The following is a 22,775-nucleotide window of genomic DNA, read 5'->3' as shown; positions in this document are numbered from 1 at the left end:
CGCCATGAGCTCGGATCGGCGACCCTCGGTCGTCGAAGCGGTGGCGTGCGGCTTGTTCTCCAACCCACCCGACTATGGAATCCAAAAGGAAAGCCGATGAACTACTTTGTCCACGTCTCAAACCACAACTTGTTCGGCCACACGACCTTCTTCGACACGAAAGAGGCCGCGCACACATTCTTAAAAGCGCTTCTGATCATGACGATACTGCACGGCGACCTAGACAATAATCGGCGCGGCGCGCTGGAGATGATGGACGACGAAGCTCTTTACAATCTGTACGGCGCGGAAGGCGGGCCCCTCTGCGTTATGAAACCCGCCGTGTCGATGAGTGCGACAACTCTGGAAGAGTACTATGAAATTCTGTCGCGATACTGGAGCACAGCCTTCGACAAGAGTGACGCTCATGAACGCGAGGAAGCCGCGTGACACCTACGATGCGAAGAAGCTAGGCATAAAGCTCAATACTCTCTTGGCGTTCCAAGGGAATCCACCTGGAAGTGAAGGTGGTCGTGCCGTCCGCGTTGGATTCAAACGCCACCGACATCACCGTCGGCCGTATGGCATCGGATCAGGGCGGGCGCCTCTTACTGGGTTTGCGTCCGGTGCGTACTCGGCCGCCGCGGGCGGCGGTCTCTTGGTCTTCCTGATTTCGAGGAAACCAAATCCGATCTCGGAATGACCTCGAGATCGAACCCGTCTCCTGGCTCGCGCCGCGCCGCGCCGCGTCAGTCGGGCGAGGCCCCCGGCTCTCGACCGAGGAAGCGAAGCGGCACGCGGATCGGGGCACGCCGCGGCAACGCGGTGGCGCCCGAGCGGCGTCTCCCGTCATTCGGTAGTCGAGATCGATCGCGATCATGCCGATCATACCGAGGGAGGGGCGGCGCTGCGCCGCCCCATCCTGTCGGGACGCGTCTCGGGTCGAACGCGCCTCGCTGCCGCTCGCGCCTTCGCGCCTGCGACACGCCCCGACGGCGCTTCGCTCGCATTCCGTCGAAGGACAAAGATGCGCGCAACGCATTTTCATCTTAATAAATGCGTCCTGTATTCTAGCTATAGATACGCGTCGGACGGATTTATTCTCCTATCTTCCGAGGGTACGTCGAAGTAAAATGAAAATCAGTATATATTCTGGGCCACCTGGTTGCCGGAAGACGCGCACGATGCTGCGGGGCATCCTCGACACTCCCGAGCGCTACTTGCTGGCTGCCCCTCGGACCGCCCTGATCGATGAGCACGCCGATTGGCTCCGAGCCGAAGCTTCGGCGCGCGGCATCGCCCTCGTCGTCGAGGCCGTGCACAGTGCGCAGAAGCGCCCAGATACAGCCCGACGCGTCGTCGACGCGTGCCACGCGCTGTCGGGGGTGTGTCACGCTGCTCTGTTGATCACCCACGAGGCGCTGCGCAGCGCCGATCTCGGCCCGTTCACCGAACAGGCCCAGCCGTGGCATGCCCGACTGGACGAGGTACCCGATGCCCTCGCTGCAGGTTCCTTCGCCGCTCCGGCCGCGGCGTCGTACCTCGCCATGTCGTACGATCTCGCGCCGTCCGAGGTCGAGGGCTGGTGGCGCACGAGTCTCAAACCGGACGCGCCAGCACTTGGTGCGCTGTTGCGCGACACGCACCTGCGCGAGCTCGTCGGCTTCGATAAATCCGCGCGGGCGCTGCACGGCCGTGCACTCGTCGATATTGGCGACTGGCGGGATGCGACCTTGGCGGGGCGGGAGGTGCGTTGGTACGCCGCCTGGACGCCGGCCGCTCTCGACGGCTTCGCCTCCGTCGAGATCGCGGGCGCCAATTTCGAGACGAGCTTGTGCGGATTGGCGAGTCTCCGCCTCGATGGCGACCGCGTCGGATACGAGTATCACCGCCTAGAGGGCGATCGAAGCGCCTACCCCAGCGTGGTGATCCGCTACTTCACCCGGGGTCATGTCGGCTCGACAACGTGGTGGGCGACGACCGAGGGCAAAAGCTGCCTGAATGCCGTCGTCCGCCATCTCCGGACGGTGCCGGATCTCGGCTTCTATTCCGGAAACCAGGTCGTCCTCGACTATTTTGACGGCTGGCTCGATGCCGCGATGGCGGTGTCACCGAAACAGGCCGGTACGAACAGGCTCATCCAGCACGAGAGCTGCGCGTTCATCTACTCCAGCAAAGCGGTGCCATCAGACGCCGCGATCCGATCGGCACTGGGTTTGACCGTGGACGAGATCGAGCGTGCCCGCGAGATCGAGGATGTTATCCAATTCGTCCTACGGGGCGCGCTCCGCGACCCGGCCTTCGACGGGCAGTACCGGATCTATCTGTACGACTACGAGCAGGCGATCGCTCTGCGGCGTTACCTCATCGAGACTAACATCACCGCGAGCGTCCGTCTCGAAAGTGTCGAGGAAGCAGGCATCATAGATGTCGTACGAGCCGCGTCCGCCCGGCGACTAAGGGCGGAGCCGACGTTCGCCGGGCAAACCTTCGAAGAGCGCCGACAGGAATGCCTAGATGCGGATGCGGCGCGCAAGCGGCGCGAGCGTGAGCGGCGGAAGATCGAGCGGCAGAGAGAAGGGACCTATCGTCCGCGTGGGAGACCGTCGAAGGATGGCGGTTATGGCTCACGGACCGATTGATGATGAGGCAGCGCAGTTGTCTCAGGGAAACAAAGCCACAAACAAGATATATTGACCAAGAGTGATCACTGTTAGCTAAAACGCATATTGAATTCAGCTGAAAACTTGTTTTAATCGAGCCAAAATTGACTACGAATATCAGAATTCTTGAGAAAACTGTTTTGAGTTCAACATATCTTATCAGTACAAACCTATGACTGGCCGGCAATCAACGGTGCTAACATATGCCAAATCTAATAATTACGCAGAGCGGTCGGAAAGTTTGGGCGCTGACCAGGGCTGAAGACTATTTAGTACTTGACGCGATAGACAAAGTCCAGCCGTATGCGTCTATTAGCGATCCACGCTGGAGCAAGATCGAGGATTTCTATTTGGAAAAAGGCACAATGCTCCGTGATGATGATCTCATTACATTGAACGACCATCTGCGTCGGCGGGGATTGGCGCGTATTGTTTTCCATGAGAGCCATACCGACAGCCACAGCACCTTCGGTGGTCCGGACAAAGTGGCTATTCGAAACGCGATTCTCAAAGAGTTGCGCAACCTGACGAAGGAGCAGCGCGATGTGGTGATCGAGCAGAAGCGGAAGGAGGTCGCGCTCCAACCGCCGCGGAACGCTTATCAGAACGCATTGCGGGCGAGCCGGCTGACTAGGGCGCCGACTCCGGAATTGCGAGAACAACTTCAGCCGGCGGCTGTAGGGGGTGTGCTGACACCAGAACCAGCCGTCGCGACCCCGCAGTCAACGGGCGAGCAGCCGCCAGTCCTCGATACACGCCCCGATAATAGCTCACATCCAGCGCTATCGGGGTCGCCTCAGCGCACTCTTCAGCCAGTCAACCGGCCAGCTCCTGCACGACTCGCGTCTGCCACTGCGACGTCTGAGGCAATGGTGATTGATCGCAATGCTCGCTTCCGATGGATGCATCGGAATGGCGTACTCCGAAAAGTGAAGCCCGATGACTGTGAGGAGTGGTTCGCCAACGGCTGGCAATTCGGCCTGCTCCGGCGCCGCGATCGTGCCAGCGATGGAAGCGAATACCAACCCGATCCAGCGTCCCAGATCAAGCTGGTTGGCGGCCACAAGACCGCTGACACGACAGAACAGGGCACCCTCGGTCTCGACGAGTTAGAGCGTCGCCTAAAGGCTCGGCAAAATCGGGTCACTCAGCCGACGAAGGCGAAATACGAATCGTTAAAGGCCGAAGTCGAAGAACTTCGATCCGAGATGGTGAGGTTGAAGATGCTGGTGCTCCAGTCCATAGTGGAATGACGATACGGCAGGTACATAAGGCGACCGTCATACCAAAATCTTACCGTAAGACAGTGAAGGACGTTATAAATACATCCAGGAATTGGCATATTCATTGTAGCTAAACATTTGATCACGGCCGTGGCTCGTCACGGCTAGTTTTCAAAAACGGTGACATTTTTCCCGGCCGGGTTGCGGCGGGGAGCTTGTCAAGGAGAGTTGCCATGAAAGTGTATCTCGCGGTGTACGAGAACCACTCCGAGGAAAACGAGTATTCCCTTCACCGCACTCTGGCGGCTGCAGAGACAGCGGCGCGTGGCATGCTCATGGTGGACATGGATATCGGGCCCGGTGCCGAGACGGACGATGGTGAGCTGATCGCCTATCTCGATCTCGAAGCGCTGAGCGACTGGCTCGGAGATGAGAATGGCCACAGCGTCGGCGTTCGTGAGCTCACGCTCGAGGACTGAGCAGAAGGGATCGCGGCATGTGTGAGTATGTCACCATAGTGTCGGCGGAGAAATCTGCCCTGTATCACCTGCGCATTCGCGCCAAAAAGCACGGCACGCGTATAGAGAAAGTGCGCGGGCAACAACACCTCAACCAGCGCTGTGGTATTCAGCTCAATGAGACTTGGGATAATACTGTGCTTGCGGGCGTCGACTACGAGTTGACTGTCTCTCAGGCGGCCCACTGGGCCGATCGCTACATCGCCGAGCGCGGGTAATTTGATGGGAGGGTCCGACGGAGCTGCCCCATCGTCTCAGGGCTCGCGTGCTTTTGCCGGCAATGGCAAGCACACGAACGATCTGCCCTCGAACGCTATAGATCTTCCGTATTGCCCTGAGTTCAGCATTCAGTAAGCGTTCCGTCTCATTTAAGAAGGAAATCACACCATGACTATTACTATCAATGATGCACAGCTTGACACCATCCTCGCGGCATTGCGCCTCTACCAGTCTCACAGCGGACTCACTGCCATGCCCGATGAGATCCGGGAGCTCGCGACCAATGGCGGCAGTCGCAGCGGCCTCACGCTCGCCGCGATCGACAGCCTCTGCGAGCAGATCAACACCTGACGACAAATATCGACAGGGAATTCGACGAGAATGCACTCGTTAGGTGAACCCGATGTCCAGCGAGTCGTGACAGAAAACCTGGCTCGATCATCGGCATCGCTTTGCGATGCACGCGCTCCCCGCGCCGGATCACATTCAATACCGCTCGCGCAGCCGCTGGGCCGTGAAGATTTCCACGGCCCAGCGCCCGCTCGCTGATAAACCCCAGTCGGGTCCGTGCCGAGCGCGCTGCTCCGCCAGCACCTCAGCACGGGTGCGTGTGTAGTGCGCCTCGCAGATAAGACGCCACGTCTCGACCGCGACAAGGCGCTCGTATTCCGCGGGGATGTTGAGCCGCGGAAGATGCACCTCCCGCCGCAATGCATTGCGGCGGCAGAGTTCCGTGAAGATCGCACTCCGGTCCACGGGTACGGTCTTGGGCAATCAGCCACTCCGTCGGTCGTCGGACGGACGCTCGGAGGCTGCGGAGGTCCGGCAGGAAGCGGTAGGGTACCTCGGCGATCCGAAGATCACCGATCGGCCTACCTCGATCATCGCGTTCAGCGCCGGCTCCGGAGAGGCGTGCGCCCCGCGTCGGCGTGCGGGCTCGGTTCGCCACCACGTTCCCATGGCGGTTCGAGCCGCGATGGCGCTCGAGAGCGCTGTGTCGTCGAGATCGCCGGGGAGATGATCTTTTCAGCTGGCGGATGGCCTCCATCACGCCGCCTTCGCCAACAGATCGATCAAGTACGGATCAGCCTCGCCCTCGTCAGCCACCCACGCGCCGAGAAGGCTCATGAGCGCACCGCCAGCGACGGTAGGTGGGACGCCGATAAGGCTGAGCACCCCGAAGGTGGCGAGCCTGCCGCGGATGAGCTCGGCCAACTTCGGATCGAGATCGCGGTTGTTCGGCCCGCGCAGGTCCTCGACCAAGAAAAGGCCGCCCGTCAGACGGCGGAGTTCGATCACCGCGGGAGCGTTGCGATCACGCCATTCGATGTAGCAACGCAGACCGGCCGCAACATGCCCGACGCGGTCGCGAGCGCAGTTGCGGAAGCGGCGGCCAAGCTCGACCATACCAGGCCCATCCAACACGCGCAGATCAGGATCGTTCGCCGGGATCGGCGGAGCAAACGGCACGCGGGTGGCCTTCCGCAGCCAGCGCTCGATCCATTCGCCCAGGTCCGTGCCAGACGAGCGAAGACCATCGAGAGAGCGATGCAGCGCCACGTCGTTCACCTGTGGCACTAGGGCGCGAATGAGCGCGAGCGCCGCGTGCAGGGTCTCGACTTGCTCTGCACCGCGGACCTGTTCGAACACCTTCTGGTGGAGCAGCACGGGGTCGAGGCGCACGGCGGTCTCAATGTGGTCCGGGGTGATGCGGCCGGGGGTCTGGCGCAACAATTTGGCACGGGCGCGGGCGCGCGGATCGGCGAAGAGCCGGTGGGCGAGTCGGTACTGACCACGATTGGGCAGCGGATCGGGTCCGAGGCGCGCGAGCAGACCAACGAGACCGTCCGGCACATCTCCGAAGATGGCCTGAACGATGTTACGAGCACGCAGGACCATCAGCGCGCGAGCCACCTGAGCCCAGATGTCGAGATCAGGATGGCAGAGAGCGGGCGCGAGACGGCGCAAGCGGAGGACCACCTGATCGGCACCGTCGAACTTGATCTCGGCCAGCGCCGCGAAGATAGTGGCGCGCCGCAGGTCGGAAGCATAGAATAGGCGATTTAGAAAGCCTGGGCAGGCTGCGTCGAGCGTGCAGGCTACCTCAAGGTAGGAGCCGCTGAACGGTCGCGGCTTCGGATGACGCGGATGTGTGACCTTCATCAGCGACTCCATCACGCAGCAGAGTCAGAGATAGTCTCACAACGACATCAGGAACGCATGTATCATCGTGAGTAATGGTTAATACAGCCTGGCATCTATGCCGTAGAAATTTCTGCCTATTCTCCGCTCCCCTCGAGATGCAGGTCGACGCACCCTGTCGTAAGCGGGGTCCTTAACGGAACCCCGCACTCCTCGCCGCTCTGGCCGCCCTCACCTGCTTTCCCACAGCAGGCGACGCACAGGGCTGTTGACGAGCTCAATGATTTCGCCCGAGAGGCGCTTGGCGTTCTCCAGTGCGGTCGGCACGCCGTTCACAARGGACGTGTCGAGCTCGGCGAGTGTCTGACCTTAGGTGAACATGCTCTTGTAGAAGGCACGCTCGTTGAGGTGTGTGGTCAGGACCGGGATCCCTGCCCCGCGCAGCTCGTCGATGATCATCTTCTCGTTCCGGGTGGAGATCGCCGGCGATGTGCGGGTGAACAGGACGCGGAATGGGTTCGCCCGGCCAACCACCGGCTCTTCCTCCTGCACCAGGCTGACTGCTCGGGCCGCCTGCGCCGCGTCGATGGCAGAGGCCTGCATCGGGATCAGCACCAGGTCGGAACGCATGATGGCCCGCGAGACCATGCGGCTCGCCGTGTCCTCCAGATCGACCAAGACGAGCTGCCGGGCAGCCCGTTCAGCGTCGATCGCCGATACGATGCCGCTCTCCCCGACGTCGCCGATCACTTTCGTCGCCTTGGAGCTGCCGCCCTTCGCCCAGGTAGCGATGGGTCGGTTCGGGTCGCAGTCGAGCAGCGTCACGTTGGCGCCGTGGGCCGCCAGCGTCGTGCCGAGCACGTGGGCCAGGGTCGATTTCCCCGCGACGCCCTTCCATGGCCTGGTGGACCGAGGCTGCCGCTGTCGGTGCGCTGGTGGCGGCCGTAGCCGCTGTTGTGGCGGCCATTGTGAAGCGCCCCGGGATTTTCGGCAACTGTAATCAGCCGGCGACCGTGGCGGTGTAGTCGGTACCTGTGGCGAGCATGGCGTTGAGGGTGACCAGGAGCTTCCGAGCGGTCGCGGTCAGTGCAGCCTTGGTCGGCTTCCCGGCGACTTGCAGGCGTTGCCGGAACTCGCGGAAGATGCGGCATCGGCGCGACGCCTGGAGGGCCGCGAGGTAGAGGATCGTTCGCACGACCGGCCGACCGCCGCCGATGCTGCGTGGGCCGACGCGCTTGCCGCTCTCGCGGGCGACCGGCGCCAAGCCGGCCAAGGCCGCGATGCGGCGGCGGTCCAGTTGCCCGAGCTCGGGCATCTCTGCGATCAGCGTCGCGGCCACGATCGGGCCCACGCCCGGTGCGGTTCGCAGACGCCTTTCGACAGCCTGCGTCTCAGGATCCGCTTTGACCAGGGCGGCCATCAGCGCCTCGACCTTGGCGATGCGGCGATCGAGCAGGGCCATCAGGCTGATGATGTCGGCACGCGCCTGCCGGTCGGCGGTCTGATGGAGACGCGTGGCTTCCTGCTTACGGATCTCAACGAGCTGGCGGCGGCGCGTCGCCTGGGCCTGGAGAGCGCGCCGCGCTGCCGCAAGGGGCTGCGTCTGTGCCGGCCGCAGGCGGGCACCCAGCTCAGCCAGCATGCGCGCGTCGACGCGATCGGTCTTGCCGATCACGCCCATGGCACGGGCGAAGTCGCGCGCCTGGCGTGGGTTCACGCGGCTGAAGTGAACTCCGGATCGTTCGAGGGCCTCGCGCAGGACCCGGTCGTAGCCGCCGCTCGCCTCGAAGACGACCCAGGCGCCTTGCTTCGCGCATGAGCCGGCGAAGCTTCGCGCCACGGCCGGCGTGTTGGCGATCCGACGGGCTCCGCGAAGGGGATGATGAACGTCGAGCCACTCCTTGGCGACATCGACGCCGATGAAGAGGTCCTGCATGACGATCTCTGCTCCTGTCCTGCGGGATCGGCCGCGGCTGTACCGGTCAACTGTTCAGGCTGAAGGTCCATGACGCGGACGGCTCCCAATCCGAGAAGCGGGGTTGGGCACCCAGGAGGCTCGCGGGATGCCGTCCGCGCCCGCAGAGTAGGCCAACCGCGGCAGACAGGAGGCTCCAACTCTTGCGAGGATGGAGCCATGACGAAGCATACCCCACCCTTCTCTCCTGAGGTCCTCGAGCGTGCGGTGCGGATGGTGCTGGAGCACCAGGGCGAGCACGACACGCAGCACGACCGAATAGATGCTTGTGGACTCCTAAGGACGGCCTATCGATCGGGATGTTGAGGCATACAAGACCCGAACCGCTGAAGTGTGAAAATATGAACGGGCTGGACGCAACCGCTTCAAAAACAGGCCTTTTATTGAAAATATTGTCGTTGTCGCATTCAAAAAAAATAAATCGTAGCAGAAGGATAATTAGACCGTGGCCAATCAGATGAACAGATGACCTAGAGCACTGAAAAATAAGAACTTATAGTTTCTTCATAACGGTCCTTTATGTCGCGCAACAGTTTAATGGTGTGACTAAATTTTAGAACCTTTTTCCTGGCATGTCTCGACACAAGGAGCAGATAACCGCAATGCTTCTGATCATGCTGCTCTCGATGCGATCCATAGCTCTTCAAGATTAACGTCGCGCAATCGGCGGTGGAGGTAGTCGAGCGCTTTTGGACTATAGCGTTTAACGGGCTGCGTCGTCAGCTTGAACTCGCGATAATAATCAGAGTTGCCTTGCACCTTGTCGTGCAGAATCAAACACAGAAGCTTGGGCTGTGTGACCTTCAGTTTCTTTGCGAGGTCGCGCAGGCCAAGATTAAAATGGTCGTGCGCGTTGACGGTCTTGACCGCCACGACGGTGCTGTTGGGGTCGCCCTCCGCGGTTGTCTGAACCGCTTCACCGCGGTTTCGGGTGATGCGGATCGACAAGCCAGGACCGGTCGGATCGAGCTCGATGGCAAGCGTCGCAACGCCGGGGAAGATGGCCCGCCAGGGCTCGCCTGCATTGATACGGCGGACGATCTGATCGAGTTCGGCGTCGCTTGGTAGGCTCTTACGCCCATCGAGGCTGGCCTGAAGAATTGCGAGGGAGCGCAATTTCGCGCGAGCGTCGAGGCGCTTGCGCGATCCGGGCGCGACCAGCCGTTTGATGTCTGCGAATTCGAGATCGAACAAGGCTCCCAGATCCTGGGGCGGCTTGGGGCTGATCGGAAGAACGCGTGCAGGAACCTCGTTCCCGATCGGAAGGCCGAGGGCCTCGCGGGTGAGGCGGGCGAACAGCGTCACGCCCATCTGGGCATAGACGTAGAGCTGTTCTTCCGACAGCTCAACGACGTAGTGCTGGGCCGCGTCCCGGAGCGAATTGAGGCTCTGCAACGCCACGGCATCGTCGTCCGAAATGCATTTCAGCGCTGCGTCGGATAGGCATTTCCGAAGGCATAGATCGAAGCCAATCGTAACACCCTCCTTTTTGCGCTCCCGGATTTCCCCGCCCTTGTGGACGATGATCGCTTTAAGCAGCAGTTCGAAAGCGCGATCCATCAGGATGAGTACGGCCTCGCAGCGACCTCGATCATAGGAGCGGTTGAAGTGGTCGACCGCGAGAATGAGGGAGTCCACCGCCTTACAATGCAGGACCCGAGCCTCTTTTCGCATCCCTATTCCGATCCGATTCGAGCGCGACCGACGCGAGAATAAACCTGGAGTTTGCCCGATGCACGTGCCGCTACCTATTCGGACCGTCGCTCGGGAGCGGAGGCACGACAACGATAGATCTGACAATTTATCTCGTCAGTGGTGATTGTTCAGGCATTCCTCGTGGTTCGCCAGCACCTCGATCACGCGGCGCTCGGCGACGCGACCGTGAGCACACCCTGGGCGAGCGGGCTGCCCTCTCGGTGGTCCTCTAACGCTGCCGGACAGCCGGATTCTGCGATCCCGCCGTGAAGGCCATCGCCGTCCGCGCCAAGGTCTGCCTCCGGGTCGTGCAGAACGCCCTCAAGAAGATCGGCTCCTGGTTGATCGAGATCAAGCGGCGATTCCGCGACTCCTCGATCATCATAGTCAAGCTCGACGCGGTACGCGACCGGTGGCGGAAGAGCCAAGCGCTCGCCGCAGAGGTCGTTGTCGAGGCCGCCTCTCAGCCCCTCGAAAGCCCGCCTTCCTGAATCTTAGAAAAGCATCCTTCCCAGGGTGCAGAAAAATGCATGTTTGGCCCACCAACCGAGACAATCGACGGCGGTCCGGAGGAGCCGGAGCTGGTCCCGAGGACGGCCTCGGAGCCGACGCCCGAGCGGACCTGCTCGGCCAGCGTCCGGAAGCTCGCAGCGGCCAACTCCACGATGGTCCCGATGCCGCCAGAGGCGGCCCCCGAGTCCGAGCGCCGGACGGCCTTCGACCGTCTGATGGACAGCTTAGAGAAGAAGGTCGCCGCGGCCAGTGTCGGGCGACCCGTGGTGGACACCGAAAGGACGATTTGGAGCGCCCGGACGTGCAGCCGTGGATGTCAAGCTACCAACGGGCGTTCATCGCCCAGTACTGCTCGTTCCTGCACCTCGAACCCTCGCGGTGGCCGCGAATCTACAATGACCGGGGGACGGAGATCTGCCCCGAGATCGTGCAATGGCTCCGGGGCCGCAACGGGGCGTCCGGGATTGGCCATGGCCTGTGCGATCTGGGCAAGCCCGGCCCCTACCGCCAGCGCGTGCTCTGGGTCGGGTTCCCAAGCCCCAGAACGGATTCGAGTTCCAGATGAACTGCGCGGCCCGGGGGTATGATCGATAGGCTGCCCTCGCAGAGTGCCCTCGCACTCGCGACCTGTCTGATAATATCTATGTACCACAGGTGTTTAGGTGAGTGGCTCCCCGAGCAGTTAGGGGAGCGGGCCTCGCAGCTCCCGTGTCTCAACCCTCGTCGAAGAAGTCGACGCTGCCATCGCCGAGGTCATAGCGAGCACCGACGATCTTCAGCTTGCCGGCGTTGAGCGGCTCCGTAAGCAGCGCCTCTGAGGTGCGAAGCCGATTGGCGGTGCGGCGCACGTTCTCGCGCACCGCGTTGTCGAGCAAATCACCCGATTGGCCCTGTACCTTCAGCATCGCCGGCACGATCGGCTCGACCATCTGGCCGATGCTGCCGGGGAAGGTGGTGTTCTCCCTCACCACGCTGACGGCCGCCTGCACCGCCCCGCACTTCTCGTGGCCGAGCACCACGATCAGCGGCACACCAAGTTCGGCCACCTGACCCGACCGGTATTTTGGACCGGGCTAGTTGCGAGGCTACTGCATGGCCGCTGCCATGGGTAGCTGGAAGGCCAGATCCGGGTAGCTGACGGGCGCGGGTGGTCTGTAGCCCAGCGACGAATGCGGCCGGACGCGGTTGTACGTGTTCTGCCAGAGGCCGATCACGATCTGTGCCTCCTTGAGTGAGTAGAAGATCTCCTGCCTCAGGCACTCGTCGCGCAGCTTGCCGTTGAAGCTCTCACAGTACCCGTTCTTCTCTAATCGATATCGCGCATGTCAATGGACGCGGTGATCCCCCGTGGATCTCATGCTTCTCTTCGAGGTCGGTATGCGACCGCCTCAGGATGGGGTGCTGAAGGGCGGCGGGACCAATCTCCCTTACGCGGCCTTGGCATCCGCAGATGCCGGGCACAGGAACGGGTCCGTCCTCGCCTAACCCTCGTCCCCACGGGGACACCATTCCGCGACGCGCGCGGATCTCGTCGGCAGCCGGATCAGGCCATGGCAGGTCGTCCCTGCGGGTGGAACACGCTGCCGTCGCGCCACATCCGGTGGAGCACGACCGCCAAGCGGCGCGCGAGGGCGACGCGCGCCTTCTGCAGCCCGCGGCGCTTGGCGATTGCCAGAGCCCAGCGGCGCAAGGACGAGGGTTTTGTGGCGTGTACCAGCATGCTGGTGGCAGCCTCGTACAGTGCGTGACGCGTGAGCGCGTCGCCGGTTTTGGTGATCGTGCCCGAACGATCCGTCTCGCCGGACTGGTAGCGGCGTGGCGTCAAACCGAAGTGGGCGCCCACGTCGCGCGAGCGGGTGAAGCGCTCGGCCTGATCGACCGTTGCGCGGAAGGCCAGCGCCGTGATCGGGCCTACGCCAGGCACCGTCATCATCCGCCGGCAGACCTCCTCCTCGCGGACCGTCTGTAAGACCATCCGATGCAGGGCCTCACGCTGCGCCAGCAGCGCGGCCTGCACGAGCAGAACGGGTTCGACGACCCGCAGGAGGCTTGGCCGGTCAGCGAGCAACTCGCGCACGCGCACCGCAAACCCGGCGCGCCCTACGCGCCCGATCTTCAGCCCGAAGCCGCGTAGCGTGCCGCGGATCTCGGCCTCGACGTCGATCAGCTTGTTGACGAGCAGGCGACGCTGGGTGAGGAGCAGGCGCCACTCCTGCGCCTGCTGCGTCTTGACGTGTACCGCCTTGAACCAGCCGGTACGCATCAGCTGCGCGATGCCGCGTGCGTCCCCGCGGTCGGTGTTGACCGGCATGGCGCCCAGCGCCGCCTTGGTGTGGCGGGTCTCGACGCAGATCGTCGGCAGCCCGTGCGCGACGAGGCCGGCGTGCAGCCACTGCGAGAGCGGTCCCGCCTCCAGGCCAACCCGCTCGACGGTCAGAGCGGTTTGGCCGAGGTAGGCGGCGATCACGTCGGGATCGGTGTCGATCTTGGTCTCGCGCACGATCCGGCCGGCCGCGTCGAGCATGCACAGGCTGGTTTGGTCGAGGGAGACATCGAGGCCAACATAGTGGAGCATGGTAGCAGCCCTTCCGGATCGTTGGATCGGTCTGGCGAGCTTGCGCGACTCAAGACCGATTACGCCATCTCCCATGGCGAGCCGGGTGCGATGTACTGGATCTGCGAGCCAGCTTCGGCGACCCACTTGCGCAGTGCCTTCGAGATCATCTCAGGGCCATTGTCGCAGCGGATGTGCTCCGGGATGCCGTGCAGGCACATCGCCTCCGCCAGGGCCTCGATCACGCCGACGCTGTTGATACGCCGCGCCACCTTCAAGGCGAGGCAAGCCCGGCTGTGCTCGTCGATCAGCGTCAGGATGCGCAGGCTCCGCCCATCGTGCGTCTGCGCCTGCACGAAGTCGAAGCTCCAGACGTGATTGCGGTGGAGCGGCCGTAGTCGCACGCACGAGCCGTCGTTCTGCCACAGGCGGCTGCGGGGTCTATGTCGGCCGGGAACCTTCAGCCCCTCGCGACGCCAGATGCGCTGGACCCGGTCCTTGCCAACTTGCCAGCCGGCTGCCTGAAGCAGCGCGGTGACGCGGCGGTAGCCGTAGCGTCCGTACTCGGACGCCAGGGCGATGATGGCCTGGGTCAGCGCATCCTCGTCGGCCAGCACGGTGGGCACGTAGCGCTGCGTGCCCCGGTCCTGGCCGACGATCCGACAGGCGTGGCGTTCCGAGAGACCGTACTTCTCACGGATGCCATCGACCGCCTGCCGGCGTCGCTCGGGGGCTATAAGTTTCCCGAGGCGACGTCCGCCAGAACCTGCTTCTCTAAAGACAGATCGGCCACAAGCCGCCGCAGCCGCGCGTTCTCGCGCTCCAGGTCCTTCATCTTCCTGGCCTGGTCGACTTGGAGGCCACCGTACTCCTTGCGCCAGCGGTAGTAGCTCTGCTCGGAGATCTCCGCCTCCTTGCACGCCAGCGCCAAACTCTTGCCTTGTGCCGTCTGCACCTCGATCTGGCGCAGCTTCAGCACGACCTGCTCCGCGCTCGTCTTCTGACCTCGCCGCATGGCCGACTCCTTCGATCCTGACTGATCCTCTCAATCAGCCCGGTCCAAAGCCAGCCGGTCAGGTCAGGTTGGCATGGCCAAGTACGCGAGCAGCCGGGCCGCAGGCTGGCGGCCGAGCGCGAGACCGGTCCGAGCCTGGGCCTGGACGAGCCGCCGGGTGCGCTGGGYGTGGCGGACGAGCAGATACGGGAAGCGCTCGGCGAAGGTGTGGCGGGGGCAGGCCGGGTCGCGGCAGTAGAAGCGCCGGACCGTCAGTTGCAGACGGACCGCATTGCCGCTGACCCGCAGGTCGGTGGGCCATCGATGGTGGCGGCTATGGACCGACGTGCTGAGGGTCCGACATGTCGGGCAGCGGGCATGATCGTGCCGAGCTTGGGCGAGGACGGGGAGGGCGCCCGGGCCGTCCCGTACGACACGAACGAAGCGACAGCCGGGCAGTGGGCAGAGCAGGGTCATGCCCTGATCTGCGTCGTGACGAAGACCTTCGCTACGGGCTAACCGTCACGCTAACTTTCCACCAAACCCGACGGAGAGCCACCTCGTGGGGGCCAATCATGAACTGCAGGCTCTCAAAGTTGTACCATAGGTTACATGTCTTGCATGGGCCCTTCGGAACGGAGTGCTGGCAGTATGGTTGGCGTCAGGCTGACGTTCCGCCCAATTGATCGGTCCTCCTATGGATCGCGGTGCATTGAAGAAAAGGATGATTTATGGACAGCAAAGAAGCCAATGACCGGCGTCCGACCGTGGTTGTAACGGGTGCCAGCGCCGGTGTCGGACGGGCCATCGCGCACGAGTTTGCCCGCCATCGCTGGAACGTCTCGGTTCTCGCCCGCGGCGAGACCGGGCTGAAGGGGACTGTGCGGGACATCGAGCAGGCCGGCGGCCGCGCCATGGCTCATCAAGTTGACGTGGCCGACGCCGATGCTGTCATGCGAGCGGCTGATGAGACCGTCAAAGAATTCGGTGCCATCGACGTCTGGATCAATGTCGCGATGGTCACGATCTACGCGCCCGTTCAGCAGACGAGGCCCGACGAGTACAAGCAGGCTACCGAAGTCACGTACCTCGGCCAGGTCTACGGCACGCTCGCGGCGCTCAAGCACATGACTAAGCGCGATGCAGGCAGCATCATCTGCATCGGCTCGGCGCTCGCCTACCGTTCAATCCCGCTGCAGTCGAGCTACTGCGCCGCGAAGGCCGCGGTGCGCGGCTTCCTCGACTCGCTGCGCAGCGAACTCCTGCACGACGGCAGCCGGGTGCGGCTGACGATGGTGCAGCTCCCCGCCGTCAACACGCCCCAGTTCGACTGGGCGCGCTCGCGCATGCCGCGCAAGCTCGAGCCGGTGCCGCCGATCTACCAGCCTGAGGCGATCGCCCGCCACGTCTACTGCGCCGCGCACGACACCCCGCGGGAGCTGTGGATCGGTTTCCCAACCTGGAAGGCGATCCTCGGAAACATGGTCGTGCCCGGCTGTATCGACGGCTACCTCGCTCGGCACGGCTATCGCGGCGAGATGACCGATCAGGCCGCGATGGAGAACCGCCCGGACAACCTCTACGAGCCGGTCGACACGGATCCAGGCGCACATGGCCGCTTCGACGATCGCGCGGTCTCCACCGTTCCGGCGGCCGATCCGCGCTGGCTCAAGCTCGGCATCGCGACGGCGCTCGGCGCCTCCGTCGTCGGCGCTGTGGCTGCTGCGCGGTCCGTCAACGAGCCGCGGCGGCTGCGGCATCGCTGAGCGGATGTCGCCGGCTGAAGCGGCGAGTGCCGCGTGGCCGGCTACATCATGCGCATGCGGAGGTTGAACAGCACGACGAGCGTGCCGCCCGTCATCAAGGCGATGGTCAGGGTGGAGAATAGGATCAGCTCGAGGTCGTCGCGGGCCGAGCGACCCAGGCTGACGTGCAGGAAGCAGCGGAAATGCACGATCGCCTGGATCAACGCGAGGGCGAAGATGACGCCGAGCGCGGTCGCGCCACTCGCCCAGTGCCAGTGTACGAGCGCGAAGGCGGAACAGGTCAGCACCAGGGCCAGGACGTAACCAGTCCCGTAGGTGATCAGGTCGGTGCGCTTGGAATGCGACCCATCGTCGGCGGGCTTCTGGTTGCGGGGCTCATCGCGCTGAGGCTGCCCTCCCAGTCTTCCAGCACCACCAAACAGCAGCCTGGAGGTGCTGAGCACGGCGGCGGCGCCCGCGGCTTTCAGCAAGACCCTCGCTCTTGTTTGGCCCTGCGCACTCATCCGAGTTTTCCCTGCAGGTAGACGACCGAGAAGATCGCGATCCAGATGATGTCGAGGAAGTGCCAGAACAGGCCGAGCTTCAAGACGTTCAGCTTGACACGTGCATCGGTCCCGAAAATCGCGATCTGCACGAGCGTCACGACGATCCAGATGCAGCCCGCCGTGACGTGGAGGCCATGCGTCGGCACCAGGGCGAAGAAGACGGAGAGGAAGCCGCTACGGTCAGGCGTGGCGTTGTCGGAGAACATCGTCGCGAAATCGTGCAACTCGAAGCCCAGGAACGCCATCCCGAGAACAAGGGTCAAGCAGAGCAGCGCGACGAGCTTCGTGTGAGAACGATCGTACTTCATCGCGATCGAGGCGAGCCCGAAGGTCAGGCTGCTCGTGAGCAGGAACACTGTCTCGATGAAGGCGCTGCCGAGCTTGAACTCGGCCTCCGGTCCCGGCGCACCCGCCGTGGCGGCGACTTGGGTGCCGTAGACCGCGAAGAGCAGCGCGAACACCATCGCGTCACTCATGAGGAAGATCCAGAACCCGTAAAGACTGGTCTCGGCCTCGTGGAGTTCAAGATGGTTAGAACCCTGGAGGTTGAGGCCGACGTGCCGGAGTTGCGGGCCGGTCATGCTGCCACCTCAGCCGGGATGATCTTCGCGAGCCCGCGATTGGCTTGGCTCTCTTCGTGCTGGCGCGGCACGGGGCGTGTGGCGTGCGCGAGGTCTAGCCAGTGGCGATCCTCGGCCTCCACCTCGGCTGCGGGAATCCAGCGGTGCGTGTCGCGCACGAAGCTGCGCGCGATCACAGGCAGCCAGATCGCCGCAAAGCCGAGTAGCGCCATCCACCAGATATGCCAGACCAGGCCGAAGGTGCAGACCGCACCGCCGAAGCCGACCAGTGGCCCGACCCAGCTGTTCTTCGGCATCTCGATGCCGCGGTAATGGTCAGCGGGCTTGTAGGCACCTCCATGGACTTTGCGCAGGTAAAACGTGTCACGCCCGCTGACATGCGGGATTGTCGCGAAGTTGTACTCCGGCGGTGGCGCGGAGACCGACCACTCCAGGCTGCGCGCATCCCAGGGATCGCCGACCGGCACGCGGTTGCTCTCGCGATCGCGCACGCTGACCCAGAGCTGCACGAACAGGCTTAGGAGGCCGGCGAGCAGGATGAAGGCCCCGATCTCCGCAACGAGGAGCCAGGGCCAGTAGTCGGGCTCGAACAGGGCCTGGGAGCGTCGCGGCATGCCTCCGAGACCGAGCACGTAGAGCGGCATGAAGGCGAGGTAGAAGCCGGCAACCCAGCAGATGAAGGAGATCTTGCCCCAGCCTTCCGATAGACGGAACCCGAACGCCTTTGGGAACCAGTACTGGTAGCCGGCGATCAGGCCGTAGAGCGTGCCGGGAATGAGCACGTTGTGGAAATGCGCGACCAGGAAGACGGTGTTGTGGACCATGAAGTCGATCGGCGGGATCGCGAGCAGGATGCCGGAGAAACCGCCGAGCACGAAGGTAACGATGAAGGCGATCGAGAACAGCATCGGCGGGGTGAAGCGCACCTCGCCCCGGAACATCGTCCAGATCCAGTCGTAGACTTTCACGCCGGTGGGCACGCCGATCAGCATCGTCGCGATCCCGAAATAGGAATTGATGTCAGGGCTCTGACCCATCGTGAAGAAGTGGTGCAGCCATACCGTGAACGACAAAAGGGCAATCGCCATAGTCGCGATGACGAGCGACGTGTAGCCGTAGAGTTCCTTCGACGAGAAGGCTGATACTACTTCTGAATAGATGCCGAAGGATGGCAGAATGACGATGTAAACCTCCGGGTGGCCGAACAGCCAGAAGAGATTCACGTAGTTCATCACGTTGCCGCCGAGATCGTTGGTGAAGAAATGGTAGTCGAGGTAGCGATCGAGGGCGAGCAGGGCGGTCGCCACGGTCAGCGGCGGCATCGCGAAAATCATCAGGATCGCGGTGCACAGTGTGGTCCAGCAAAAGAGCGGCATGCGCATGAGCTGCATGCCGGGGCAGCGCTTCTTGTAAATCGTCGCCGCGAAGTTGAGGCCCGACAGGGTCGTGCCGATCGACGACAGGGTGATCGCCCAGATCCAGTAGTCGGGGCCGACGCCGGGCTGATACGCAATCTCGGTGTAGGGCGGGTAGCCGGACCAGCCGCCGGTAGAGAACTTACCAAGTACGAGCGAGATCATCACCAGCCCGGCCCCGCCCCCCGTCAGCATCAGGCTGATCGAGTTGAGCAGCGGGAAGGCGACGTCGCGAGCGCCGATCTGGAGCGGGACGACGTAGTTGATCAGGCCCGTGAGGAACGGCATGGCCATGAAGAAGATCATGATGCTGCCGTGCGTGCTGAACAATTGCGCAAAATGCTCTGGTCCGACGATGCCGGGGTCATTAATCGCGAGAGCCTGTTGGGTGCGCATCAGCACCGCCTCGATCAGCGCACGCGAGAACATCACACCGGCGAGCACGATGTACATGATGCCGATCTTCTTGTGATCGAGGCTGGTCAGCCACTCAAAGAACAACGGCCGCCACCAGCGCTTCCAGGTCAGCAGCGCCACGAGGGCGACTGCACCGATTACGACCAAGGCACCAGCGAAGGCGCCGATGATCTCGCTAATGTTAGGATTTTCCCAGGCGCGCACGAAGGGAAACGCCTTCGCGTCGAGGCGGCCGAACAGGACGTACCAGAGGCTGCCGTCGCTCATTGGTGGTATCGTCCTTGGGCGGCGCGAACGCCGGGATGGAACTGCTGGAGGATGTGCTTGAACAGGTCCGGCGCGACCGACCCAAACCGGATTGGACTCTCCGGAATGGAGGGCTCGGACAGCGACTCGAAGGCTTTCATGTCCAAAGTCCTGCCGCTTGACCGCACCTGCGCCAGCCAGTCCGCGTACTGGTCGGCCGAATTTGCGAGCACGGGGAATTTCTCTTTCGGGAAGCCCTTCCCGTTGAACTGCGTGTTCTCGCCGCGGAAGCGTCCTGCTTCGGTCGCTTCGAGATGGAGCTGCGTCGTCATGCCGGCCATTGCGTAGATCTGCCCACCGAGCTTGGGCACGAAGAACGACTGCATGACCGTGGCGCTGGTCAGGCTGAGGTGAACTGGGCGGCCGACGGGAAGGACGAACTGGTTGACCGTTGCCACTCCTTCTTCGGGGTAGATGAACAGCCACTTCCAATCGAGCGCCACCACTTGGACCTCGACCGGTGGATTAAGCGAGGCCAGCGGCTTGTATGGATCGAGCGCGTGGGTATCACGCCACAGGAACACCGCGAGTACTGCTACGATGATGAGGGGCGGGATCCAGATCAGGCCTTCGAGCGGCCAGTTGAAGGCCCATTTCGGGCGGTAAGCGCTGTTCGTGTTCGAGATTCGATAATGCCACGCCACGATCGGTGTCAGCAGCAGCACGGGTCCGACGACGAAGAGCAGGATGAAGCAGGCGAGCAGGAACAAGCCACGGGTCTGGTCGGCGACCGGCCCGGCCGCGCCCAAGAAGCCGTGATTGAGTATGCCGCAGCCGCCGAGTTCGCCCACCGCAACCACGGCCGCCAGCCGAGCTAGAATAGCACTTGCCCTGCGGAGTGACCGGTACGCTCCGCCGTCTCTGTGCATCCAGATTGGATCAGCCACGGCGGTCCCCTCCGGCCCTGGCGCTTGCCTTGACGCGGTCGGCGGTACGCAGGGCGATGGCCTGGATGGTGAGTGAGGGGTTTACGCCGCCCACCGTGGGGAAGACCGAGCCGTCGCAGACCCACAGGTTGGGGATGTCCCAGGAGCGGCAATCGCCGTTCACCACGGAAGTCTTCGGGTCGTCACCCATGCGGGCGGTGCCGTAGAGGTGGCAGGTGTCGTCACCCTGTTCCCAGATGTTGCGCCCGCCAGCAGCGGCCAGCGCCTGCCCCATGAAGCGGAGCGCGTGCCGGTTCATGGCCTTGTCGTTGTCGCACCAGGAATAGGTGATGTGCGCGACCGGCAGTCCGTACTGATCCTTCACGTCCGAGAGCGTGACCCGGTTGCGCTCCTGCGGCATGTACTCGGAGACGACCTTCAGGCCGGCGACATGGTTGTAGCGCTGCATCTCGGAGACCAGCGCCTCGCCCCAGAGGCCGTGCGCGCCGGACTGTGTGCTGCCCCAAAGCGTCGGGAGCGGGCCCTGGCTCATGTAGCAGTAGCCGCCGAAGCAGTCCTTGCCGCGATCCTCGTAGTTCCAGTGCTCCGAGACGGCGAGGGATGGCGGCCCCTTGTAGGATCGGATCTCCTCCTCGAAGTCCCCCCAGACGGCCTGATTGCCCTGAACTGTGAGGTTCTTTCCCACCAGGCCCGATGAGTTGGCCAGCCCGTCCGGGAACTCGCGGTTAGCCGACATCAGGAGCAGGCGTGGCGTCTCGATCGCGTAGCCGGCCACCACCACGTTCTTGGCCCGCTGGAAGCGCCAGCGGCCATCGCGATAGTAATGCACACCGATGGCGCGCCCGTCCTTAGTCTCGATCCGCCCGACCATGGCGAGATCGCGGATCTCTGCGCCGGCCGCGAGTGCGCGCGGCAGGTAGGTCACGAGCACGCTCTGCTTGGCATTGGTCGAGCAGCCGAGCGTACAGAAGCCGCGGTAGACACAAGGAGGGCTGTCGCCGCGTGGCGCCGAAACCGTCGCCAGCGGCGTCGGCGTCCAGCCGATGCCCATCGCCTCAGCCCCGCGGGCAAGCACCTTGGCGGCGGCGTTCAGCTCGTGAGCGCGGTAGCGGTAGCGCGGGCGCTTCGGTCCCCACGGATAGGTGACCGGACCGGAGATCTTCAGGTCGTCCTCAACCTGATCGTAGTAGTGCCACATCTCCCGCCAATCGACAGGCCAGTCGGCGCCGTAGCCCAGCAGGGTGCGCGCCTTGAACCACTCGGGGCGGAAGCGCAGGGCTACCATGGCGTAGTGCACGGTGGAGCCGCCGACCGCCTTTCCGGAATTGTTCGAGCCCATCTGCAGCGGGTTCTCGCCGTCGACGATGCGCTCGTCCGTCCAGTAGAGTTTCGATTGGTGCATCTCGTCGGAGGCGAAGTCTTCGAGGGGTCGCCAGTACGCGCCGGCATCGAGCGCCGCCACAGTAAAGCCGTGCTCGGCCAGGCGGCAGGCCAGCGTGCCACCGCCCGCGCCGGTGCCTACGATGACGAAGTCGACCTCCTCCTCGTCACGAAACTGGCGCATCGGCACCCACTCGCCCATGCGCATCACGTTGGGCGCGCGGCCCTGGGCGGCACGGGGCCGGTGCATCGGGTCATCGGCCGGCGTGCCGAAACGCGGGTTGTCCGCGGCGTTGCCAATTCCTGAAAGACGCATGTCGCTCAACGATCCTCAGCGGCCGACGCGCAGGTTTTCGGCGCGGGCCTCGCTCTCACGGCCGGGGTAGCTCTCGGCCGCTTCCCACGGGTCGCGCCGGTCGAAGTCCATGCGCACGTAGCCGCGCGGGCTCGCCGGGCCGCCCCAGCCGATCTCGTTCCAGGCGGTGGGGTGGGCGTAGTAGGCCTTCACGAGATCGGGGATGAGCCGCCTCTTGAAGAACAGATCGCTCGGCATGCCGTCCCAAGCAAAACTCTTAAGCTCACCCTTTTCACAGGCCTTCAGCAACTCGTCCCGCGCCCAGGCACCGAGACCGTGGAAAGGAGCGCTGAAGGCCTGTTGCGCTTCGGCCTCCAGGGCCTTGAGGCCGCGTCGCCACGCCTCGCCCTGCTCGGGAAGACCTGCGTAGCGGTAGCCGTCGTGCTCGCCACTCGCGAGCTTGCGATCGACCATTGCCGCCATCGGCACCGGCTCGGTACGGTCCGAAGGCTGGGGTACGATGCGGTCGGCAATCGCCTGCAGGGTGGCGAATTCCGCCGATTCGAGGAAGCGGTGCGTCTCGGGCGTGATCGCCAGCCGCTCGTCGATGACCGCCCGAGTCTTGGCATTCCACGACGGGGTGTCGCGTTTGGCCAGCACGTCGTAGCCGGGGAAGAGGTCTTTACGGGAGTGCATGGGACCTCGCGG

22 protein-coding genes and 4 pseudogenes are annotated in these 22,775 nt (G+C 63.5%); 10 read left to right on the top strand and 16 right to left on the bottom strand.

The window, feature by feature from the left end; translation table 11 throughout:
• From ACXJKQ_RS10455 to ACXJKQ_RS10425, 7 genes are all read left to right on the top strand, one after another.
• Positions 1–429: hypothetical protein (locus tag ACXJKQ_RS10455; protein ID WP_457105680.1), on the top strand; the 429-nt coding region annotated here is incomplete at its 5' end.
• 734 nt (positions 430–1,163) lie between these two features.
• Positions 1,164–2,621 carry a hypothetical protein gene (locus ACXJKQ_RS10450; protein WP_457105679.1) on the top strand — a complete coding sequence of 486 codons (1,458 nt, stop codon included), beginning with the start codon at positions 1,164–1,166 and terminating at the stop codon, positions 2,619–2,621.
• A 224-nt stretch (positions 2,622–2,845) separates the two neighbouring features.
• The gene (locus ACXJKQ_RS10445; RefSeq protein ID WP_457105678.1) at positions 2,846–3,895 is read left to right on the top strand and encodes a hypothetical protein; all 1,050 of its coding nucleotides are present in this window, start codon (positions 2,846–2,848) and stop codon (positions 3,893–3,895) included.
• Complete coding sequence (locus ACXJKQ_RS10440; protein ID WP_457105687.1) at positions 3,808–3,999, top strand: hypothetical protein; 192 nt, start codon at positions 3,808–3,810, stop codon at positions 3,997–3,999. The genes ACXJKQ_RS10445 and ACXJKQ_RS10440 overlap by 88 nt, the downstream gene beginning before the upstream one ends.
• A gap of 99 nt (positions 4,000–4,098) precedes the next feature.
• A complete protein-coding gene (locus tag ACXJKQ_RS10435; RefSeq protein WP_457105677.1) occupies positions 4,099–4,344 on the top strand; it encodes a hypothetical protein in 246 nt (81 codons plus the stop codon).
• Positions 4,345–4,361: 17 nt separating this feature from the next.
• Positions 4,362–4,601: a hypothetical protein gene (locus ACXJKQ_RS10430; protein WP_457105676.1), complete on the top strand. Its 240-nt coding sequence runs from the start codon at positions 4,362–4,364 to the stop codon at positions 4,599–4,601.
• A gap of 169 nt (positions 4,602–4,770) precedes the next feature.
• A complete protein-coding gene (locus tag ACXJKQ_RS10425) occupies positions 4,771–4,953 on the top strand; it encodes a hypothetical protein (protein WP_457105675.1) in 183 nt (60 codons plus the stop codon).
• A gap of 135 nt (positions 4,954–5,088) precedes the next feature.
• On the opposite strand, the gene ACXJKQ_RS10420 is transcribed toward ACXJKQ_RS10425, so the two are convergent.
• From ACXJKQ_RS10420 to ACXJKQ_RS10400, 5 genes and pseudogenes are all read right to left on the bottom strand, one after another.
• The gene (locus ACXJKQ_RS10420; RefSeq protein WP_457105674.1) at positions 5,089–5,376 is read right to left on the bottom strand and encodes a hypothetical protein; all 288 of its coding nucleotides are present in this window, start codon (positions 5,374–5,376) and stop codon (positions 5,089–5,091) included.
• A 273-nt stretch (positions 5,377–5,649) separates the two neighbouring features.
• Entirely contained in the window at positions 5,650–6,765 is a 1,116-nt protein-coding gene (locus ACXJKQ_RS10415; RefSeq protein WP_457105673.1) for a hypothetical protein, read from the bottom strand.
• A gap of 348 nt (positions 6,766–7,113) precedes the next feature.
• Positions 7,114–7,629, bottom strand: a pseudogene (locus tag ACXJKQ_RS10410) (ParA family protein); the annotation flags it as partial.
• A 115-nt stretch (positions 7,630–7,744) separates the two neighbouring features.
• Positions 7,745–8,680: an IS110 family RNA-guided transposase gene (locus ACXJKQ_RS10405; RefSeq protein ID WP_457105672.1), complete on the bottom strand. Its 936-nt coding sequence runs from the start codon at positions 8,678–8,680 to the stop codon at positions 7,745–7,747.
• Positions 8,681–9,331: 651 nt separating this feature from the next.
• Positions 9,332–10,357, bottom strand: a complete 1,026-nt coding sequence (locus ACXJKQ_RS10400) for a DUF3644 domain-containing protein (RefSeq protein WP_457105671.1) — start codon at positions 10,355–10,357, stop codon at positions 9,332–9,334.
• A 323-nt stretch (positions 10,358–10,680) separates the two neighbouring features.
• On the opposite strand from ACXJKQ_RS10400, the gene ACXJKQ_RS10395 reads away from it, so the two are divergent.
• Both ACXJKQ_RS10395 and ACXJKQ_RS10390 read left to right on the top strand, forming a co-directional pair.
• Positions 10,681–10,905, top strand: coding sequence for a hypothetical protein (locus ACXJKQ_RS10395; RefSeq protein WP_457105670.1), 225 nt, complete (start codon positions 10,681–10,683; stop codon positions 10,903–10,905).
• A gap of 335 nt (positions 10,906–11,240) precedes the next feature.
• Positions 11,241–11,492 carry a hypothetical protein gene (locus ACXJKQ_RS10390; RefSeq protein ID WP_457105669.1) on the top strand — a complete coding sequence of 84 codons (252 nt, stop codon included), beginning with the start codon at positions 11,241–11,243 and terminating at the stop codon, positions 11,490–11,492.
• A gap of 148 nt (positions 11,493–11,640) precedes the next feature.
• Here ACXJKQ_RS10390 and ACXJKQ_RS10385 read toward each other — a convergent pair whose 3' ends face one another.
• From ACXJKQ_RS10385 to ACXJKQ_RS10365, 5 genes and pseudogenes are all read right to left on the bottom strand, one after another.
• Positions 11,641–11,973 (bottom strand): carbonic anhydrase, encoded by a 333-nt coding sequence (locus ACXJKQ_RS10385; protein WP_457105668.1) that lies wholly within the window; start codon positions 11,971–11,973, stop codon positions 11,641–11,643.
• A 39-nt stretch (positions 11,974–12,012) separates the two neighbouring features.
• A pseudogene (locus ACXJKQ_RS10380) lies at positions 12,013–12,231 on the bottom strand (integrase core domain-containing protein); the annotation flags it as partial.
• A gap of 239 nt (positions 12,232–12,470) precedes the next feature.
• Positions 12,471–13,502: an IS110 family RNA-guided transposase gene (locus ACXJKQ_RS10375; protein ID WP_457105667.1), complete on the bottom strand. Its 1,032-nt coding sequence runs from the start codon at positions 13,500–13,502 to the stop codon at positions 12,471–12,473.
• Between the two features lie 68 nt (positions 13,503–13,570).
• Positions 13,571–14,496, bottom strand: a pseudogene (locus ACXJKQ_RS10370) (IS3 family transposase); the annotation flags it as partial.
• A 66-nt stretch (positions 14,497–14,562) separates the two neighbouring features.
• Positions 14,563–14,952: pseudogene (locus tag ACXJKQ_RS10365) on the bottom strand (transposase family protein); the annotation flags it as partial.
• A 254-nt stretch (positions 14,953–15,206) separates the two neighbouring features.
• Here ACXJKQ_RS10365 and ACXJKQ_RS10360 point away from each other — a divergent pair.
• On the top strand, positions 15,207–16,241 hold the full coding sequence (locus ACXJKQ_RS10360; RefSeq protein ID WP_457105666.1) for an SDR family oxidoreductase: 1,035 nt from the start codon (positions 15,207–15,209) through the stop codon (positions 16,239–16,241).
• Between the two features lie 41 nt (positions 16,242–16,282).
• Here the strand turns inward: ACXJKQ_RS10360 and ACXJKQ_RS10355 are convergent, their stop codons facing one another.
• From ACXJKQ_RS10355 to ACXJKQ_RS10330, 6 genes are all read right to left on the bottom strand, one after another.
• Positions 16,283–16,711: a cytochrome o ubiquinol oxidase subunit IV gene (locus ACXJKQ_RS10355; protein ID WP_457105665.1), complete on the bottom strand. Its 429-nt coding sequence runs from the start codon at positions 16,709–16,711 to the stop codon at positions 16,283–16,285.
• A 29-nt stretch (positions 16,712–16,740) separates the two neighbouring features.
• Complete coding sequence (locus ACXJKQ_RS10350; RefSeq protein ID WP_457105664.1) at positions 16,741–17,367, bottom strand: cytochrome c oxidase subunit 3; 627 nt, start codon at positions 17,365–17,367, stop codon at positions 16,741–16,743.
• Positions 17,364–19,466 carry a cbb3-type cytochrome c oxidase subunit I gene (locus ACXJKQ_RS10345; RefSeq protein ID WP_457105663.1) on the bottom strand — a complete coding sequence of 701 codons (2,103 nt, stop codon included), beginning with the start codon at positions 19,464–19,466 and terminating at the stop codon, positions 17,364–17,366. Before ACXJKQ_RS10345 ends, ACXJKQ_RS10350 begins: the two co-directional genes overlap by 4 nt.
• Positions 19,463–20,296: a COX aromatic rich motif-containing protein gene (locus tag ACXJKQ_RS10340; RefSeq protein ID WP_457105662.1), complete on the bottom strand. Its 834-nt coding sequence runs from the start codon at positions 20,294–20,296 to the stop codon at positions 19,463–19,465. Before ACXJKQ_RS10340 ends, ACXJKQ_RS10345 begins: the two co-directional genes overlap by 4 nt.
• Before the next feature lie 88 nt (positions 20,297–20,384).
• A complete protein-coding gene (locus tag ACXJKQ_RS10335) occupies positions 20,385–22,088 on the bottom strand; it encodes a GMC family oxidoreductase (RefSeq protein ID WP_457105661.1) in 1,704 nt (567 codons plus the stop codon).
• A 15-nt stretch (positions 22,089–22,103) separates the two neighbouring features.
• Complete coding sequence (locus tag ACXJKQ_RS10330) at positions 22,104–22,763, bottom strand: gluconate 2-dehydrogenase subunit 3 family protein (RefSeq protein ID WP_457105660.1); 660 nt, start codon at positions 22,761–22,763, stop codon at positions 22,104–22,106.
• Positions 22,764–22,775: the final 12 nt, after the last annotated feature.

The organism is Methylobacterium sp. P5_C11 (assembly GCF_054049775.1).
The sequence above is the reverse complement of the archived record's forward strand: the minus strand, read 5'-3'. Positions and strand labels throughout refer to the sequence as shown.